Origin of the sequence: Winogradskyella bathintestinalis (assembly GCF_030407435.1) — a bacterium.
Lineage (GTDB): Bacteria > Bacteroidota > Bacteroidia > Flavobacteriales > Flavobacteriaceae > Winogradskyella > Winogradskyella bathintestinalis.
In genome coordinates this window covers 617,426-636,091 of the sequence record NZ_JASDDK010000001.1, presented here as the reverse complement: position 1 = coordinate 636,091, position 18,666 = coordinate 617,426, and the positions used below count along the sequence as shown (strand labels likewise).

Below are 18,666 nucleotides of genomic sequence, written 5' to 3'. Positions count from 1 at the left end.
TTTTCATTTTCTCAAAGTTAAAATGGGATGAACATTACTAATATTAAACTATAATTACTTAACTTTGCAATCTAAATTTAAAATTATGAGTTTAACTATTATACCTTTAATGATTGGTCCATGGCAATGGGTTATCATAGGACTCGCAATTCTTTTATTGTTTGGCGGTAAAAAAATTCCGGAATTAATGAAAGGCTTAGGTAGTGGTATTAAAGAATTTAAAGACGCTAGCAAAGAAGAAACTGCTGAGAGCAAAGAGAAAGAATAACATCTAGCATTGAGGTTTTATTCATTCTAAACATATAAAAAAGAGGATTTCTAAATAATTAGTATTAGAAGTCCTCTTTTTTTATATAACATACCGAAATGATTTGAAAGATCTTTGGCAACCTCAGAAAATGATAAAAGTTCTGTATGGCGAATTTTATAATTTTTATGTCCCTCCAATTAAAATTTACGATAGTTAAAAAAATTGAAAAATGTATAGTTATTCATTAATAGATATTGACCTTTGTAAGTAACATGTATCTCAAAAACCCTACTGATATTTATATTTAGTACTTTTCATTTGTAATACACCTAAGAACCATCTAACTAAAATAATATGAAGAAATTATTTATTTGTGCCTTTCTTATTGCACTAACTTCCTCAACAGCAATTGCTCAAGTTTTAGAGCCCGTAGAATGGTCCACAAGTACTGAAAAAATTTCAGAAACGGAATATGATTTAATTATAAATGCCACTATAGATTCGGGCTGGCATCTCTATTCTCAGGAAGTTCCTGATGACGGGCCTATTCCGACAACTTTTACCTACGTAGAATCTGAAGATTACACATTGGTAAATAAAACGTTAGAAGAAGAAGGACATACCGTGGATGATCCAATCTTTGGTATGATGATTAAGTTCTTTGGAGACAAAGCAGAATTTAGACAGCGTGTAAAAATCTTAAATAATGAAATTTCGGTTATTAAAGGCGAAGTAGAATTTATGGTTTGTGATGATTCTAAATGTTTACCTCCAACGTATGTTGATCTCAATTTTAATATTCAGAATATTGAGTCCTCCGAACAAGATGATGATAAAAATGGTATAGGATTTTCGGAAATAGCACCAAAGGATACTTATACTCCAGAAGGTAAAGATGAGTCACAAAAAGGATTATGGACCATTTTTATTTTGGCTTTTATTTCGGGTTTCGCAGCTTTATTAACTCCATGTGTTTTTCCTATGATTCCTATGACCGTGAGCTTTTTTACGAAGCAAAGTAAAACTAGAGCAGCAGGAATTAGAAATGCAATTATTTATGGTCTGGCAATCATAGTTATTTATGTACTATTGGGAACAGGTGTAACGGCAATTTTTGGTGCAGATGTACTCAACGCCTTGGCTACAAACGTATGGTTTAATGTTATATTCTTTGTACTATTAATCATTTTTGCACTCTCATTTTTAGGCGCCTTCGAAATTATGCTACCAAATTCTTGGGCCAATAAGGTCGATAAGCAAGCTGATCGTGGCGGTCTCATTGGTATTTTCTTTATGGCACTGGCACTGGCAATTGTCTCTTTTTCATGTACAGGACCTATTGTAGGAACTCTTCTCGTGGAAGCAGCTTCTAAAGGTGGGATTGCACCAATAATAGGTATGCTAGGATTTTCCTTAGCTATTGCCTTACCGTTTGCTCTATTTGCAGCGTTTCCAGGATGGCTAAACTCGTTGCCAAAATCAGGTGGTTGGTTAAATACTGTGAAAGTGGTTTTAGGTTTTCTGGAACTGGCTTTGGCATTCAAATTTTTATCGCAGGCCGATTTAGTTTTACAACTTCATATACTCGAAAGAGAAGTGTTCATAGCCATTTGGATTGCTATTTTTGGAGCGTTAGCCATGTATTTATTCGGAAAAATTAAATTACCTCATGATTCTCCTCTAACGCATATTTCTGTTGGACGATTGAGTTTGGCCTTAATAGTTTCTACATTCACAATTTATATGATTCCTGGATTATGGGGCGCACCACTAAATTTAATTAGTGCTTTTCCTCCTCCTATGGAATATAGCGAATCGCCGTATGGAGTTGGATACTCAAAAATAACCGGTGGTTCGTCAGCAAATCACGAAGAATTACCTGAAGGAGCTCATTTACTAGCTCCGCATGATATTATGGCATTTAATGACTATGAGACTGGTTTGGCCTATGCTAAAAAAGTGGGTAAACCGGTAATGATTGATTTTACAGGTTGGGCTTGTGTAAATTGCCGAAAAATGGAACAAAATGTATGGCCAAAAGCTAAAATTTTGAGTATACTAAAAAACGATGTGGTATTAATTTCACTCTATGTAGATGATAAAAGAAAATTGGCTGAAGGTGATATTGTAGAATCTCAATTAAAACCTGGAAAGAAACTTAAATACATTGGCCAAAAATGGAGTGAATTGCAAACTATTAAATACAAGGCCAACACACAACCATTTTATATTTTAATGGATCATGACGAAGAAAATTTAATAAAACCCGTGGCTTATACTCCCGATGCGGATGTCTATTACGAATGGCTAAAAACAGGTGTGGAAAATTTCAATAAATTAACAGTTGATTAATTATATATTCAAAATTGAAATTATAAATTTTTCAGGTGGATATAATCCTTCTATCCGATAATGGGTAATGTGGTTAAAGACCTACCTTATTTACCGTTACAGATAACTTTCAATTGCGGTCTAATCTTCACAAGCAATTAACTCATCATTTAAAATATCGATAATTAATTGGTATTAGAGACAATTGATAGTATTCTTAAACCATAAAAACATATGAGATTAACTCCATTTTAATTAAAAGCAGAGCTTCCTTTTCATTTATTTGAATTCATTTTTTTTTAACCCACGTGAATTTTTGCTCAGACAACTCAAGCTCATTATCAAAGCTGTAAGCTACTAAATGACCATTTTTAGCCACACTATAATCTAAACAACAAATATTGTCCCTGAATAATGTTGGTTTTTGTTTCGGCCCATCTTCGACCCTCAACCAATAATGCCCAAAAAACACGGACTTATCGTCTTTTTTGTAATAGTTTTTGTCTTTTATTTCTGATAAATCAATAGTACCCGTAGGAAGATTTGTTATGGGATGCATTTTAATTTCTTCATAAGTCATCTCAGAAAGATTTTCCCACCATTTGTACCTCATTTCATCTCGTTTATTGCCATCTGAATCCATAAAAAATTCGTTATTAGGCAATTTTAACTCTTTACCTTTTAAAGTATTCTCAATAGCTTCATACAATGCTGTATCTTTCTTTACAGATTGATGGATTAAATCATCTGTTAACCGGTTGTTACTCAAATGCTTTTTGAGATAGTCAATACTTTTATAGTCCCAACATGCGTGGACAGCTCTGAATGATTCTGTTTCGTAGAATAATGGGAGTGTTTTAAACCATTCTAAATATTCAGCATACTTCTCTTCTCCTTTTGGAAACTCTTTTCTAGTTCGAAATTGATTAAGTGTTTGGTAATGTTGGTGAATATTCTTTATGGAGTGTTTGCGTAAATGACCACCTTCAGGATTTTCGAAGTTAAAAGTTAGTGCATTATATTCGTGATTCCCCATTAATGCAATAGCACTATCATGGTCCACCATTTGCTTTACAATTTCTAAAGTTTCTCTAATTTTTGGCCCTCTATCTATATAATCCCCAACAAATAAAACTTTCCTGTCTGGATTAATATGAGAATAATAGTTGTCTTTTTTACTATAGCCCAATTTGGCAAGTAATTCTTCTAGTTCGTCGGCGTGCCCATGCACGTCTCCAATTAAGTCAATCATTATTATAAATTTTTTATTAGTTCTATAATCTAGAAATATAATTAAATCGCATTATAAGTTTACAATAATTAAAAGTTAAAACTCTAACGATTCATTAACTGACGTGCAGCTCAGCTTCTGTTAAATAAATTCTTATATCGTTAAAAGAATGATGTCTATATAACGCTTATTAACCACCATCAAAATGGGCTCAAAATTAGGTGATAAATCTCAAATAATATTTTAACTTTAATTATCTTTTTAGAAGTACACCAAGTGATAGCAATTTGCAACAAAAAGCGATAGTGTTAGCGCTATGAGCTCATTTGTTGGGGACATATGATTTCTTCCTATTTAATGTAGAATCCATATTAATTTTTCACCTTGTTTTAAAAGTTTAAAATCATTTAGCACTAAATTCTCTGAATCAAAAGTCCTTATGAAAAAATTGAAATTATGCTTAATTATAAAGTGTGCAAACAACTGTTAATCGTATTGTTTTATGCTAAACTTATGGTGATTCTATGTAATAATGAATACACAATAATTAAGAAATTATAACCGACTTAAATATATCGAATATGGAAGCATTGACTATCAAGAAAATCATAGAAGACTACAGAGAATATTTAACAGACCGTGAAATTAACGATTTAGAACGTATTCAATTATCCGTACCCTATAACATTTCCGCTGACAGCTTAAAACTTGCCTTATTCGGTGAGGAATGGGATTTTATGACATACGAAAAATCTAATCCTTGGTCTCAGGAGTACACCAATCGCGTGAATAGAAAAAGAAAAGCTTTTGGGATAAAACCAATAGATGGACAAGGATCGGTTTCTGATATGTCTTCAGAATTATTTTGTGAAGAAGTGATAAAGCAATCTAAAATCGTTAAATGAATATTTACCATATACTACAACTTTAAGCGTCTAAAATTCCGAACTAACCATTTTTAAATATGATGTCCGTAATAATCTTTTCACTTTACCATTGGACACAGCAAATTAAATACTACTCAAATTTATCTAAAATCTTTACCGACAAAGATTTTAGATGAATATAATGCAAAATTAAACACCTTTTCTTAAGCCTAAAAAGAGAAACAATAAAAAAAATCGTTTAAAATGTATGATAGAGAAAACGAACCAAAAATATAGAACTCATAATTCAATGTCCATTCGGACGTACGGGTTCAAGTCCCATCTTCAATACAGATGAAAAGTCGAAACGAAAGTTTCGACTTTTCTCAAAATGCTGAAACTGGGACTCGGCGACGCCAATTCCTGTCTTTAGGACTAAGCCTTAACAAGATTTCGTGTAAAGGCTTTTTTGTTTAGGTACAACAATTGAATAAAATTGTTAAATTTATTAAGTTTGATGAATTTTCATATCAATTACTATTATTTTGCTTTGGAACTACCATTATTATTGAGAGGAAAGCAAAAGAATTAAATTTAAGATGTAAATTTAATCGTTTATGGGAAATCTTTCATAAATCATTCATCTCTAAACGCAGTTGATTTGAAGATCATATTTTTCAAATGAATTAATTAAAACATCACTTGAGAAACACCCGGGTAAAAGACATCGAGACCAAATGGAAGAATAGTTTACAGAAGAAAAAACGTTCGATAGAAAAGACTTTGCAAAAAATGGACTCGAAAAGGAGAATACGAATTGTGTGTTTTTTCAAATTGTAAGTTCTCGAAGTCTGACTTATAGCGCTTTTGCTTTATAAAAATCTATTTACAACAAAACTTTTTAGATATTTGTTCAAGAGGTAAAATAAATTATTGTCCTTAATGACTTCAAGAAAAAAAGCATCAAGATTAATTCGTGTACTTTCAATATTATTTTTGGTTACACCCTCTCTTTCTTACACCCAAAATATTGATTCCTTGCTTGTGGTATTAGAAGATACAATGTCAAAACAAATGGACTACGATCTTTTAAAAGAGAAAAGAATTAATAACTTAAAAATATTACTCGAAGACCCTAATGCTTCATTAGAAAACCAATATTATATAATAAATAGATTAATTGATGAATATGAATACTATAGCTTCGATGCTACCTTAAATTTCATAGAAAAGAATTTAAAACTAGCGAATGAGTTAGATAATAATTTATTTAAACAAGAAATAACTTTAAGACTAGCTAAGCTTTTAGCAACAACAGGTAGGTACGATGAGTCTATAAAATTACTTGAGGAAATTAACCCGTCAAATTTATCACAAGATTTAATTAGGGAATATTATATCATTTATAAAAGATGCTATTATGAGCTTAGAAGTATTTCGAGAGTAAATCATATAAGCGATAAATATAACCAATTGTATTTTGCTTATAAAGATTCTTTAGATGCACAGATATCCAAACTAGGTAAAAACTCAAAACTTTATTTAGAAGTTGCTGAACAAAATTATAGAGATGAGGGCATTACAAAAAAAGCACTAGAGATAAATGCTCAAAGATTAGCACTGGCAAAAATGGGAACTAGAGAATATGCTATGATAGCATTTAATAGATCTTATATGAGCCATGAATTAGATGGCAATACATTAAACCAAAAGAAATATTTAATTCTGTCTGCCATTTCAGACATTAAATCATCGGTAAAAGATAATGCCTCTATGGCAAATTTGGCTGTAATTTTATTTGAGGAAGGTGATGTTGAAAGAGCACATAAATATATAGACTTTTCCTTTGAAGATGCTAAGTTTTATAACTCAAAATTGAGGTTTTTAGATATATCTAATGTATTACCAGCCATATCTAAATCTTACGAGAATGAAAGTATAATACAAAACAACAAACTTAAAAAACAGCTAATTTTTATTAGTGTTCTTTCTGGCGTTTTAATGATAGCATTATTTCTTATTTTCAAACAATACAAGAAGATAAAGTTGGGAAGAGAACATTTGAGAACTGCCAATATGCAACTCAGTGAATTAAATGAAAAATTAAATTTTACAAATAAAGATCTAAAAAGATTATATGAAGAACTTTCAGCTGTTGACCTCATTAAAGAACAATATATAGGCACGTTTTTAAATTTATACTCAGATTATATAGATAAATTAGATTCATACAGAAAAACAGTACGAAAATATATAGTTACTAATAAAACAAATGATTTGTTAGAACTTATTAAAACTAAAAACATCGTAGATGAAGAATTGAAAATATTCTATAAGAATTTTGATAAATCCTTCTTGCACATTTATCCAAATTTTATTAAAAATTTTAATGCCCTCTTAAAAGAAGATGAAAGAATTGTTGTAAAAGAGGACAATTCTTTGTCAGTAGAATTAAGAATCTTTGCTTTAATCAGATTAGGAATATCAAATAGTTCACAAATCGCAAAAATACTAAGGTATTCTGTAAACACCATTTATAACTATCGTGTTAAGATTAGAAATATAGCTATTAATAGAGAAGAGTTTGAAAATAAGGTTAAGGAGATTACATAACTTAATCCCTCTTTTTTAATAGTATTTTATATTATAAATTAACTCAATAGTGTCCTATATTGATATTTTAATCCACTTATCAGTTATATATTCACTACTTTTTGAAACACAGGTATTTTTTATAAAAAACTAGTAATCTGATGTTTAATTATATTTTTTATATTTAAAATTCTACTTTAAAGGTACTTCCCATTGTACCACCAAAAGATCTTCGTTTAATTTGTTAAATAATTCCAAATATTTAGATGTTATAAAGATTCGTAACTAACTAAATTAAACTTTTATAAAACAAATTATTCTGTTTTGTCGAAAAAGTGGCAAAACAGGATGAAGTGTTTCTCGAATGAATAGAGAAATAAAAACGAAAAATTAAAATTAACTAATATGAAAAAACACAATTTGATTATGAAATCATTCGTGATTTTATTTACGATTTCTACATGGTTTTCTTTTGCACAAGAAATAAATATAAATGGAGTTGTAAATGATGAAACAGGAATACCTATTCCTGGTGTAAACATTATTATAAAAGGAACTACTATTGGTGCAACAACAGATTTTGATGGTATTTTCGAGATTACGACCGAAATTGGATCTACATTATCATTTAGTTATGTTGGATATCTGACGCAAGATATTGTTGTAACTAACAACGATAATTTGACAGTTATATTAATTGAAGACCTCGCAAAACTTGACGAAGTGGTTGTTATTGGTTACGGTACCCAGAAAAAAAGCGTAGTAACTGGAGCTATTTCTGGAGTTAAGCAAAGTGAATTGGAAGATTTACCAATAACAAGAGTTGAACAAACTTTACAAGGTAGAGTGTCAGGTGTTACAATTGCAGCTAATTCAGGACAACCAGGTTCGTCGTCAACGGTAAGGGTTCGTGGTATTACTACCTTAGGTAATAACGAGCCATTATGGGTTGTTGATGGTGTAGTTGTAGATGCTGGCGGTATTGGTTTTTTAAATCAATCAGATATTGCTTCGGTAGAAGTTTTAAAAGATGCTGCATCTCAAGCTATATATGGTGCAAGGTCAGCAGCAGGCGTTATACTTATTACCACTAAAAAAGGAAAGTCTGGGAAGATGAGTATTAACTACAACGGATATGCTGGATTTTCTTCCGCTACAAGAGAGTTAGATTTATTAAACGCTACACAGTACGCAACGCTTTTAAATGAAAAATCGGTTAATGGAGGTGGCAATATTTTATTTTCCAATCCAGAGGCTTTAGGAGAAGGAACAGATTGGCAAGATGAAATATTTAATAATGGTGCGCAGAGGACAAGCCACGAACTAAGTTTAAGCGGTGGAAATGACGTTTCTAAATTCTATGTTTCATTTGGACTTACCGATCAAGAAGGAATTGTACTCAGCGATATTTCTAACTATAATAGAAAAAATATTCGTTTAAACTCTACACATAAAATATCAGACAAACTTACTTTTGGACAAACAGTTGGGTATTCAAACGAAAAAAATATAGGTATAGGGAATACCAATAGCGAATTTGGAGGACCATTAGCTTCAGCTATAAATTTAGATCCGTTAACACCTATCGTAGAAACCGACCCAATACTTGTAAATCAAGCACCTTACACTAACAATGGTATTTGGAGAGATTCTAATGGAAACCCTTATGGTATTTCTAATCTTGTAGCCCAAGAAATGTCAAATCCATTAGCCTATCAGCAAACTTTATTAGGAAATTATGGTTGGGCAGACAATTTTGTTGGTAACGCCTATTTAGAACTAGAACTTATAGAAGGTCTTAAAGTTAGAAGTACTGTAGGAGGAAAATTGGCATATTGGGGTTACGAAAGCTTTACGCCTGTATCTTATTTAAATGCATCTTCCATAACCACACAAAATAATATTTCTCGAGGTACTAATAAAGGGTTTGGTTGGAATTTAGAAAATACAGTTTCCTATACGAAAGAACTAAAAAAGCATAATTTCAGTCTTTTACTTGGACAAGGTGTTTATGTTGATAATATATCATCTGGAACAAACGTAACATATTTCGATATACCTGTTGATAATTATAAAGACGCTTCATTCAATTATAGTGTGCCTACAGATCAAATTACCGCTTCTGCTTATACAGGAAATGAGCATATAGTAACATCATTGTTTTCTAGATTGAATTATAACTATGACGAAAAATATTTGTTTACAGCAATAATAAGAAGAGATGGATCTTCTCGTTTTGGAGACAATAATAAATATGGTTATTTTCCTTCATTTTCTGCTGGTTGGGTACCATCTAAAGAAGATTTTTGGAACGATAATGATATTTTAAACCAACTAAAAATTCGTGGAGGTTATGGTGTAACAGGAAATGATAATATTGGCGATTTTCAATATTTATCAACAATTGGAGGTGGAAGAGACTATACGATAGGTACTTCTGGTTCGGTAACTATTGGTAATAGTCCTAATGCTCCTTCGAACCCAGATTTAAAATGGGAAGAAACGAGTCAACTCAACATTGGTTTTGATGCGAGGTTATTTGATAAAATTTCGGTTGCCTTTGATTGGTATAAAAAAGAAACTACAGGTATTTTACAAGCTGTTACACTTCCTGGCTATGTTGGTGCAATAGGTAGCCCAACAGGAAATGTTGCCGATATGGAAAACACAGGTATAGATTTAGAAATTGGCTATAATACACAAATTAATGATCTAAATCTTTCTCTAAATGGAAATGTTTCATATTTAGAAAACGAAGTTACATTTTTAGGAAACGGTGTAGATTTTTTATCTGGCGGTGCAACTATTCAATCTAGTACGTTCCCAATAACAAGAACTCAAGTTGGGCAACCCGTAAATTCATTTTATGGATTTAGAACCAATGGCATCTTTCAAAATCAGGAAGAGATTGATAATTATGTAAATTCTACAGGAACTGTAATTCAACCTAATGCGCAGCCTGGAGATTTTAGATGGAAAGATTTGGATGATGATGGCGATATCGATTCTGATGATAGGGATTTTCTTGGGAGTTCAATACCAAAATTCACTTTTGGTTTAACTTTAAACTTAGACTATAAAAACTTTGACTTTTTAGTATTTGTTCAAGGTGCTACAGGAAATAAGATTTTTCAAGGCCTAAGAAGACTTGATATATCTAACGCCAATTATCAAACATCTGCTTTAGGAAGATGGGTTGGTGAAGGAACATCTAACAGTTATCCTAGATTAACAACAAATGATACTAATAACAATTTTTCAAATCCCTCAGACTTTTATCTTGAAGATGGCGATTATTTAAGGTTTAAAACTATTCAAATTGGTTATACACTTCCTTCTGATCTATTGAATAAATACGGAATTGATAGAATTAGAATATATTTTACTACTGAAAATCTTTTCACATTTACAAAATATAGTGGATACGATCCAGAGATTGGTGGGGGAATATTTGGAATAGACCGTGGCTATTATCCACAGGCCCAAACAAATCAACTTGGAATTAATTTACAATTTTAAAAAAAAGGAAAATGAAAAAACTAGGAAAATTAATGAATATATGGATTGGACTACCGATTCTGATATTTATGACATCATGTAACGAAGAGTTTTTAGAAGTGAAGCCGTCAGGGACTGCACTTGAAGATAATTATTATCAAAACGAAGCCGAAGCCTATTCTGGGTTAATTGCCGTTTACGATGTTGTAGGAAAACAATCTAGAGGATTTGAAAATATGATTGCGCTATTAAATTCTGGTTCTGATGATCATTTTACAGGTGGCGGTAGTTCTTCTGATGGTCCGCAATTGCAGGCATTTTCAAACTATACTATAAGCGAGTCAAATATTGCTGCAAGTTATTGGAACGATTTTTATCAAGGTATTTTTAGAGCAAACACCTTATTAACGAAATTGCCTGGTGTTGATATGCCTGATGAAACCAAAGCTAGATTTACTGCTGAGACAAAAGCTTTGAGAGCGATATATTATTTTGAATTGGTAAGACTATTCAGAAACATTCCGCTTATTACTGCACCTCTTGCAACTGATGAATTTTACAGTGTAACACAAGCAGACCCGAACGATGTATACACTCAAATAGAAACAGATTTAATAGATGCTATTCAAAACTTACCGGTAACATTAGATATTGAAAATGAAGGTGGACGTATTTCACGAGGATCAGCTAAAGCACTTTTAGGCAAAGTATATTTATATCAAGGTAAAAACACCTTAGCTGTTGCAGAATTTGCTGAGGTAAACGGAACACCAGGCGCAACTAGTGCTTTTGGATATAGACTTCTTGATAACTTTTCAGATTTATGGGAAATTAGTAATATTTATAATACGGAATCAATCATTGAAGTGGCACACACTAATCAGAGTAATGCAGACTGGGGTAACTGGGGCTGGTCTGATGATGAAGGTAACAGTTTAGCTCAAATGATAGGGCCAAGAGGTTTTGTTAATTCATCTGGTTCTCCTGAAACAGATTATGCTGGTGGTTGGGGATTTAATGTTGTTACGCAAAGTTTATATGATGCATTGAATGGAGATCCAAGATTTGACCAAACCATAGTAGATATCGGAGCACTTGCAGATGCAGGACAAGTAGAATATGAGCAAGGTTATCAAGACACGGGCTATTTTCTTAAAAAGTTTTTGCCAATGGTATCAGATAGGTCAACTGGTGGAGGAGCTACTGAATTAAACTTTAAACAACACACTTATATAATGCGATTAGCGGATACGTATTTAATGGAAGCTGAAGCATTAGGTGGCACTGGAGCTAGAGCTCAGGCTTTACTTGACGCGGTTAGGGCAAGAGTAGGCTTACCATCTGTTCCTGTTTCTATGGAGACCATTATGCAAGAAAGACGTTTAGAACTAGCTGGTGAAGGTCATAGATGGTACGATTTGGTAAGAACTGGTAATGCGGCTATAGCATTGGCCTTTAAAGGATTTACACCTGGTAAAAATGAAATATTACCAATACCACTAGCTGAGTTAGAGAATACTTTGTTAGAACAAAATCCTAATTATTAATATTTAAAAAAATTATTATGAAATTAAATATAAAATCAAAATGGGGTATTAAGTTTTTACCTGTTGTTTTAGTTACGGTAATTTTATCCTGTCAACCCAATGAACTGGGAAATGGTAATGGGCTAGCTACAACTGAAATAGATGCTGGATTTACAATAACTGAGGTAGCTGCCTTAAACAATACATATTTACTTACTGCTAATGAAAGCTATATTACCTCAAGTTGGGATTTAGATAATGGCACAGGCCTTGTTTCTGGAGGACCAATTCAAGAAGTGTTTTTACCAGACGCTGAAGAGTATACGATAACAAGAAAAGTTACTGGTTTAGGAGGAGCTTCTGACATTGTAACACAAATTATAGATGTAGAAACACCCGATCCTGTAGTAGGAAACTTAATAGTTGGAGGGAGATTTAAGGATGCAGACGACCATGCAGAATGGACCATATTGAATATTTCAGGTGAAGGTGCAGATTGGACATTTAGTGAAGGAGGCGCAACTATTGTAGCTAATAACTATAACCAACAAGGCATTTATCAAGCCGTTGAAGTTGTTGCAGGAAGAGAATATAAAATTGATATGTTTATATCTGGAGATGGCAATGATGAAGCTTGGTTTGAAGTATTTGCAAGCCCAGTAGAACCAACACAATGGAGTGATTATGGAAACAATATTGTAATGGGCCTTAATACATGGGCTGAATGTGGAACAGGGACATTTAGCGAGTTTCTTTCTTCAGTAAGTTGTGTTGAAAATTCGTACTCAGGTTCAATTAGCAATACCGTTACATTTGATACTTCAGGAACCGTCTATTTTGTTATTAAATGTGGTGGGAATACCGTATCTGGATTTACAATTTCAAATGTGGAAATGAGAGGCACAGGAGAATAACCAAATTGAATCTAGGTTAGTTTAGCAATTATTTTGAGTTAGTTTATTTTGATTTAAAGCCCATGTTTTAGTGGATGTGGGCTTTAATTAATTCATCACTCGTTTAATTACCTGCTATTTCGCTTAACAATTCAAATTATTAATAACAAATTTAGACTTTAGTCATGAAAAAATTAAAGTACATTTTGAACCTTAATAAATTTTCTCATATGAATAAATTTATTGTACTATTTTCTTTAATTGCAATTCTTATAAGTTGTTCTTCAAATGGTTCAGATTCTAACGATCCAATTGATCCAAACCCAAATATCACAAATAGCAACGTAAATTTCTATTTAACAAAGGGAGATAAATCACAATTATTAAGCTTACAACCTAATCCTCTATTATTTTCAACAAATGTAAATGAATCGATTACGGTTAATCCAGAGGTAACATACCAAGAAATGGATGGATTTGGATTTTCTTTAACCGGAGGCAGTGCTCTGCATTTAAATAATATGTCCACTTCAGGAAGATCAACTATTTTAAATGAGCTTTTTGGCGAAGACAATTTAGCTGTAAGTTATTTGCGCGTTAGCATCGGAGCTTCAGATCTTGATGCTGAACCATTTACATACAATGACTTACCAGCTGGGGAAACAGATGAAAATTTGGAACAATTCTCTATTTCTAAAGATCAAGAACATCTAATCCCTGTATTAAATGAAATTCTTGAAATAAATCCTAACATAAAAATAATGGGATCACCTTGGTCTGCTCCTGCATGGATGAAAACTAATAACAATTCTATTGGTGGAAGTCTCAAGCCTGAACATTTTTCAACCTATGCTAATTACTTTGTAAAGTATATACAAGCTTATGAAGCAGAAGGCATTACCATAGATGCTATTACTGTTCAAAATGAGCCGTATCATGATGGGAATAACCCAAGTATGTTTATGGAACTCATGGATCAGACCATATTTATCAAAGATCATTTAGGACCTGCTTTCGAAACAGCAAACATTGATACTAAAATTATAATTTGGGATCACAATGCAGATAATACCTGGTACGCAACGAGTATTTTAGATGACGCTGATGCAAACGCTTACATCGATGGTTCGGCATTTCATTTATACAATGGTTCTATAAACAATCTTACCACTGTTCACAATGCGTATCCAGATAAGAACTTATATTTTACAGAGCAATGGGTAGGTGTTAACAGTGAGTTTGATGATAATCTACTCTGGCACACTAGAGAACTGATTGTTGGAGCAAGCCGTAATTGGTGTAAAACAGTTTTAGAATGGAATCTAGCTTCTAACCCAAATTTAGAACCACATACTCAAGGAGGTTGTACCGAATGTTTGGGAGGAATAACAATAAATGGAAATAATGTAGAAAGAAATGTAGGCTACTATATTATTGGTCACGCTTCAAAATTTGTTAGACCTGGATCCCATAGGATAGCTTCTAATTATTCTACAGATTTACCAAATGTAGCCTTTAAAACACTAACTGGAAATTTAGTAGTAATTGTTGTTAATAACACCGAAATCGATAAATCATTTAACATAAAAACGCCTAGAGAGTCTATTTCAACAACTTTAGAGGCAGGTGCTGTAGGCACCTATGTTTGGTAAAAATAAAATAATCATGATAAAAAAAACATTATACACCCTTACAATGTTACTTTTAATATTGTCTTGTAATAATAAGAAAGAAACTAACGATTTAGCAGTTTTAGAAACCAATAAAATTGAAGAAAAAAAATCATTACTAGGAAAAGAAGTGCTTGTTTATACAACCGCACAGGATACTGACAAACGACTGTCTTTAGACCTAAAAACAACCTTCAAAAAGGCGACGCAACCCTTAGAATCTGAAGTAGCCGTTTTTGTCAATCCAGAAAAACAATTCCAAGAATTCTTGGGTATTGGTGGTGCCATTACAGATGCATCGGCCGAGGTGTTTTCAACCTTAAGCCAAGACAAACAAGAAGAGCTACTAAAAGCTTATTATTCTGAAGAAGGCATCAACTATAATATTATAAGAACCAGTATTCATAGTAGTGACTTTGGGTTAGGAAGTCATACCTATATTGAAGAAGGGGATAAGGAGCTCAAAACATTTTCTATAGAAAAAGATAAGGAAAAGCGTATCCCAATGATTAAACGAGCACAAGCATTAATCAACGACGATTTAGTGTTTTACGCAAGTCCATGGAGTCCACCAGCTTTTATGAAAACCAATAATAATATGTTACAGGGTGGAAAATTATTACCAGAATATAACCAAGCATGGGCAAATTACTATGTAAAATTTATTGAAGCTTATGAAGCTGAAGATATACCAGTTTGGGGAGTTACCATTCAAAATGAGCCTATGGCTGTTCAACGTTGGGAATCTTGTATATATACGGCTGAAGAAGAACGCGATTTTTTAAAGAATTATTTAGGACCAACATTTGAAAATAATGGCTTAGGTGATAAAAACATTGTGGCTTGGGACCATAACAGAGATTTAATATCGCACCGAGCCAATACTATTTTTGAAGACCCAGAAGCCATGAAATATGCTTGGGGAATTGGTTTTCACTGGTATGAAACTTGGGCAGGTGGCGAACCTAAATACGATAACTTAAAAAATATTAATGAATCTTTTCCTGAAATGAATTTATTATTCACAGAGGGCTGCCAAGAAGGATTCGATCCAACACAATACCAACGCTGGTCTAATGCAGAACGTTATGGCAATTCTATGATTAACGATTTTAATAGTGGAACGGTTGGTTGGACCGATTGGAACATTTTATTAAATGAAAAAGGAGGTCCAAATCACGTACAAAACTTTTGTTTTGCGCCTATACATGCCGACACTAAAACAAACGAACTGATATACACGCCAACGTATTTTTATATTGGTCATTTTTCAAAATTCATAAAAAAAGGCGCTTATAGAGTCAGTACAACGACAAGCAGAAGTACTATAGAAAGTACATCGTTTCAAAATCCAGATGGTACAATTGTAACTGTGGCTATGAATAAAACAGACGATAAAATTACTTATAAATTAATAGTTGGTGATCGTGAAATAGCCTTAGAGATAGAACCACATGCTATGCAATCTGTAATATACTAAAACATGAAAAAAGTAATCATACTTGTTTTGGTAACATGTTTATCATGCCACGTTTCAAAACAAAATAAAACCGATTCTATTTCTCAAAATGCTACCATAGCGGTTTCTGAAAAGGTAGGAATAGAACGTCGTGTTGATAGCATATTGAAACTAATGACCTTGGAAGAAAAAATAGGTCAGATGAATCAATACAATGGGTTTTGGGATGCTACAGGACCAGCACCAAAATCCAACGAACAAGCAGCATTAAAATACGAGCACTTAAAAAAAGGCTTAGTCGGTTCCATGCTTAACGTCAAGGGGACAAAACAAGTTAAAGCGCTTCAAAAAATAGCGGTAGAAGAAACTAGATTAGGCATCCCTTTAATTTTTGGTTTTGATGTCATTCATGGCTATAAAACTATTGGTCCCATTCCCTTAGCGGAATCTGCGAGTTGGGATTTAGAGGCTATAGAAAAAGCGGCTCAAAATGCAGCTGAAGAAACAGCCGCTTCTGGAATTAACTGGACGTTTGCTCCTATGGTTGATATTTCTCGAGATGCACGTTGGGGGCGTGTTATGGAAGGCGCTGGAGAAGACCCGTATCTAGGGTCTAAAATTGGTGTGGCTAGAGTGCAAGGATTTCAAGGAGATGATTTAGCATCACCAAAAACCATTGCTGCATGTGCCAAACATTTTGCAGCCTACGGGTTTGCAGAAGCCGGACGCGATTACAACACCGCAGATATTGGTACGTCAACCTTATATAATGTGGTATTTCCGCCTTTTAAAGCCGTTACAGACGCAGGTGTAAGAACTTTTATGAATTCTTTTAATCTTCTTAATGATGTACCAGCAACTGGGGATAGATTTTTACAAAGAGAAATTTTAAAGAATGAATGGGGATTTGATGGGTTTATAGTTTCAGATTGGGGCTCTATTTCCGAAATGATACCTCACGGTTATGCCCAAAACATTAAACATGCAGCAGAATTAGCAGCCAATGCAGGGTCTGATATGGATATGGAATCTAGCGCATACGTAGCAGAATTAGCAAATTTGGTTAGAGATGGAAAAGTAGATCAAACACTAATTGATGATGCTGCAAAACGCATTTTAAGAGTAAAATTTGAGTTAGGGTTATTTGACGACCCGTATCTATATTGTAATGAAGAACATGAAAAAGAGGTTGTAGGCAAACAAGCGTTTCATGAAGACGCTTTAGATATCGCTAAAAAATCAATCGTTCTGCTTAAAAATGAAAATAACCTATTGCCTTTAAAAAAGGAAAATCAGAAAATTGCATTAATAGGAGCCTTGGCTAATGATAAAACCAGTCCGCTAGGTAGTTGGAGAATTGCTGGTGACGATGGTACTGCAGTTTCAGTGTTAGAAGGCCTACAGCAGTATAAAGGGAATACCTTATCATACGCTAAGGGAGCAGATGTAGTAACACCAGATTCTAAAATCACCTTTGTAAACGAACTTAAAATAAATGAAACAGATACTTCAGGATTTTCAGAAGCTATAGAGGTCGCAAAAGCATCCGATGTTGTAGTGATGGTATTGGGAGAACATGGCTATCAAACAGGTGAAGGCAGAAGTAGAACTAATATTGACCTTCCAGGGGTTCAACAAGACCTTTTGGAAGCAGTGTATAAAGTAAATAAAAATATTGTATTGGTACTAAACAATGGAAGACCATTAGCCATTACATGGGCAGACGAAAACATTCCAGCCATTGTAGAAACATGGCATTTAGGAGTTCAAAGCGGAAATGCTATCGCTCAAGTTTTGTATGGTGACTATAATCCTAGTGGTAAATTGCCAATGACATTTCCTCGAAGTGTAGGACAAATTCCAATTTACTACAATTACAAAAATACAGGACGGCCAATTGGGGAAGATAGTGATGTGGTGTTTTGGTCGCATTACAGCGATGAAAGTAACAGGCCCTTATACCCATTTGGACATGGCTTAAGTTATACTACCTTTTCTTATGAAGATTTAAAAATAAGCACATTGACAGGAAAAGAAATTAAAGCTTCTGTTAATGTTACAAACACAGGTACAGTAAGAGGCAAGGAGGTTTCACAACTTTATATTCAAGACAAAGTTGCGTCATTAGCAAGACCAGTAAAAGAATTAAAGGGATTTGAAATGGTAGAGCTAGAGCCTAATGAAACCAAAACAATAGAATTTATACTCACGGAAAAAGAGCTTGGATTTTACACAAACACAGGTGAATTTATTGTAGAGCCTGGCGCATTTAAGGTGTATGTTGGTGGAAGTTCTAATGCGAGCTTGTCAAGTGAATTTATATTGAAATAATTTCCAAATAAGATAATTT

The 18,666-nt window shown here is 33.2% G+C and carries 11 protein-coding genes; 10 read left to right on the top strand and 1 reads right to left on the bottom strand.

Going from position 1 to position 18,666, the window contains the following annotated elements; genetic code table 11:
* Positions 1-85 precede the first annotated feature (85 nt).
* Together QMA06_RS02505 and QMA06_RS02500 are read left to right on the top strand one after the other, a co-directional pair.
* Positions 86-268 (top strand): twin-arginine translocase TatA/TatE family subunit, encoded by a 183-nt coding sequence (locus QMA06_RS02505; RefSeq protein WP_290205274.1) that lies wholly within the window; start codon positions 86-88, stop codon positions 266-268.
* 336 nt (positions 269-604) lie between these two features.
* Entirely contained in the window at positions 605-2,602 is a 1,998-nt protein-coding gene (locus QMA06_RS02500; RefSeq protein WP_290205273.1) for a protein-disulfide reductase DsbD family protein, read from the top strand.
* Positions 2,603-2,870: 268 nt separating this feature from the next.
* On the opposite strand, the gene QMA06_RS02495 is transcribed toward QMA06_RS02500, so the two are convergent.
* Positions 2,871-3,833: a metallophosphoesterase gene (locus tag QMA06_RS02495; protein WP_290205272.1), complete on the bottom strand. Its 963-nt coding sequence runs from the start codon at positions 3,831-3,833 to the stop codon at positions 2,871-2,873.
* A 560-nt stretch (positions 3,834-4,393) separates the two neighbouring features.
* Between QMA06_RS02495 and QMA06_RS02490 the strand changes: the two genes are divergently transcribed.
* From QMA06_RS02490 to bglX, 8 genes are all read left to right on the top strand, one after another.
* Positions 4,394-4,717, top strand: coding sequence for a hypothetical protein (locus QMA06_RS02490; RefSeq protein ID WP_290205271.1), 324 nt, complete (start codon positions 4,394-4,396; stop codon positions 4,715-4,717).
* Between the two features lie 903 nt (positions 4,718-5,620).
* The gene (locus tag QMA06_RS02485) at positions 5,621-7,291 is read left to right on the top strand and encodes a DUF6377 domain-containing protein (RefSeq protein ID WP_290205270.1); all 1,671 of its coding nucleotides are present in this window, start codon (positions 5,621-5,623) and stop codon (positions 7,289-7,291) included.
* A gap of 384 nt (positions 7,292-7,675) precedes the next feature.
* Positions 7,676-10,789, top strand: coding sequence for a SusC/RagA family TonB-linked outer membrane protein (locus QMA06_RS02480; protein WP_290205269.1), 3,114 nt, complete (start codon positions 7,676-7,678; stop codon positions 10,787-10,789).
* Between the two features lie 11 nt (positions 10,790-10,800).
* Positions 10,801-12,315 carry a RagB/SusD family nutrient uptake outer membrane protein gene (locus tag QMA06_RS02475; protein ID WP_290205268.1) on the top strand — a complete coding sequence of 505 codons (1,515 nt, stop codon included), beginning with the start codon at positions 10,801-10,803 and terminating at the stop codon, positions 12,313-12,315.
* Positions 12,316-12,332: 17 nt separating this feature from the next.
* On the top strand, positions 12,333-13,208 hold the full coding sequence (locus tag QMA06_RS02470) for a hypothetical protein (protein WP_290205267.1): 876 nt from the start codon (positions 12,333-12,335) through the stop codon (positions 13,206-13,208).
* 209 nt (positions 13,209-13,417) lie between these two features.
* Positions 13,418-14,839, top strand: coding sequence for a glycoside hydrolase family 30 protein (locus QMA06_RS02465; protein ID WP_290205266.1), 1,422 nt, complete (start codon positions 13,418-13,420; stop codon positions 14,837-14,839).
* Positions 14,840-14,852: 13 nt separating this feature from the next.
* A complete protein-coding gene (locus QMA06_RS02460; protein ID WP_290205265.1) occupies positions 14,853-16,337 on the top strand; it encodes a glycoside hydrolase family 30 protein in 1,485 nt (494 codons plus the stop codon).
* 3 nt (positions 16,338-16,340) lie between these two features.
* Positions 16,341-18,647: a beta-glucosidase BglX gene (bglX, locus tag QMA06_RS02455; protein ID WP_290205264.1), complete on the top strand. Its 2,307-nt coding sequence runs from the start codon at positions 16,341-16,343 to the stop codon at positions 18,645-18,647.
* The last annotated feature ends 19 nt before the right edge of the window (positions 18,648-18,666 follow it).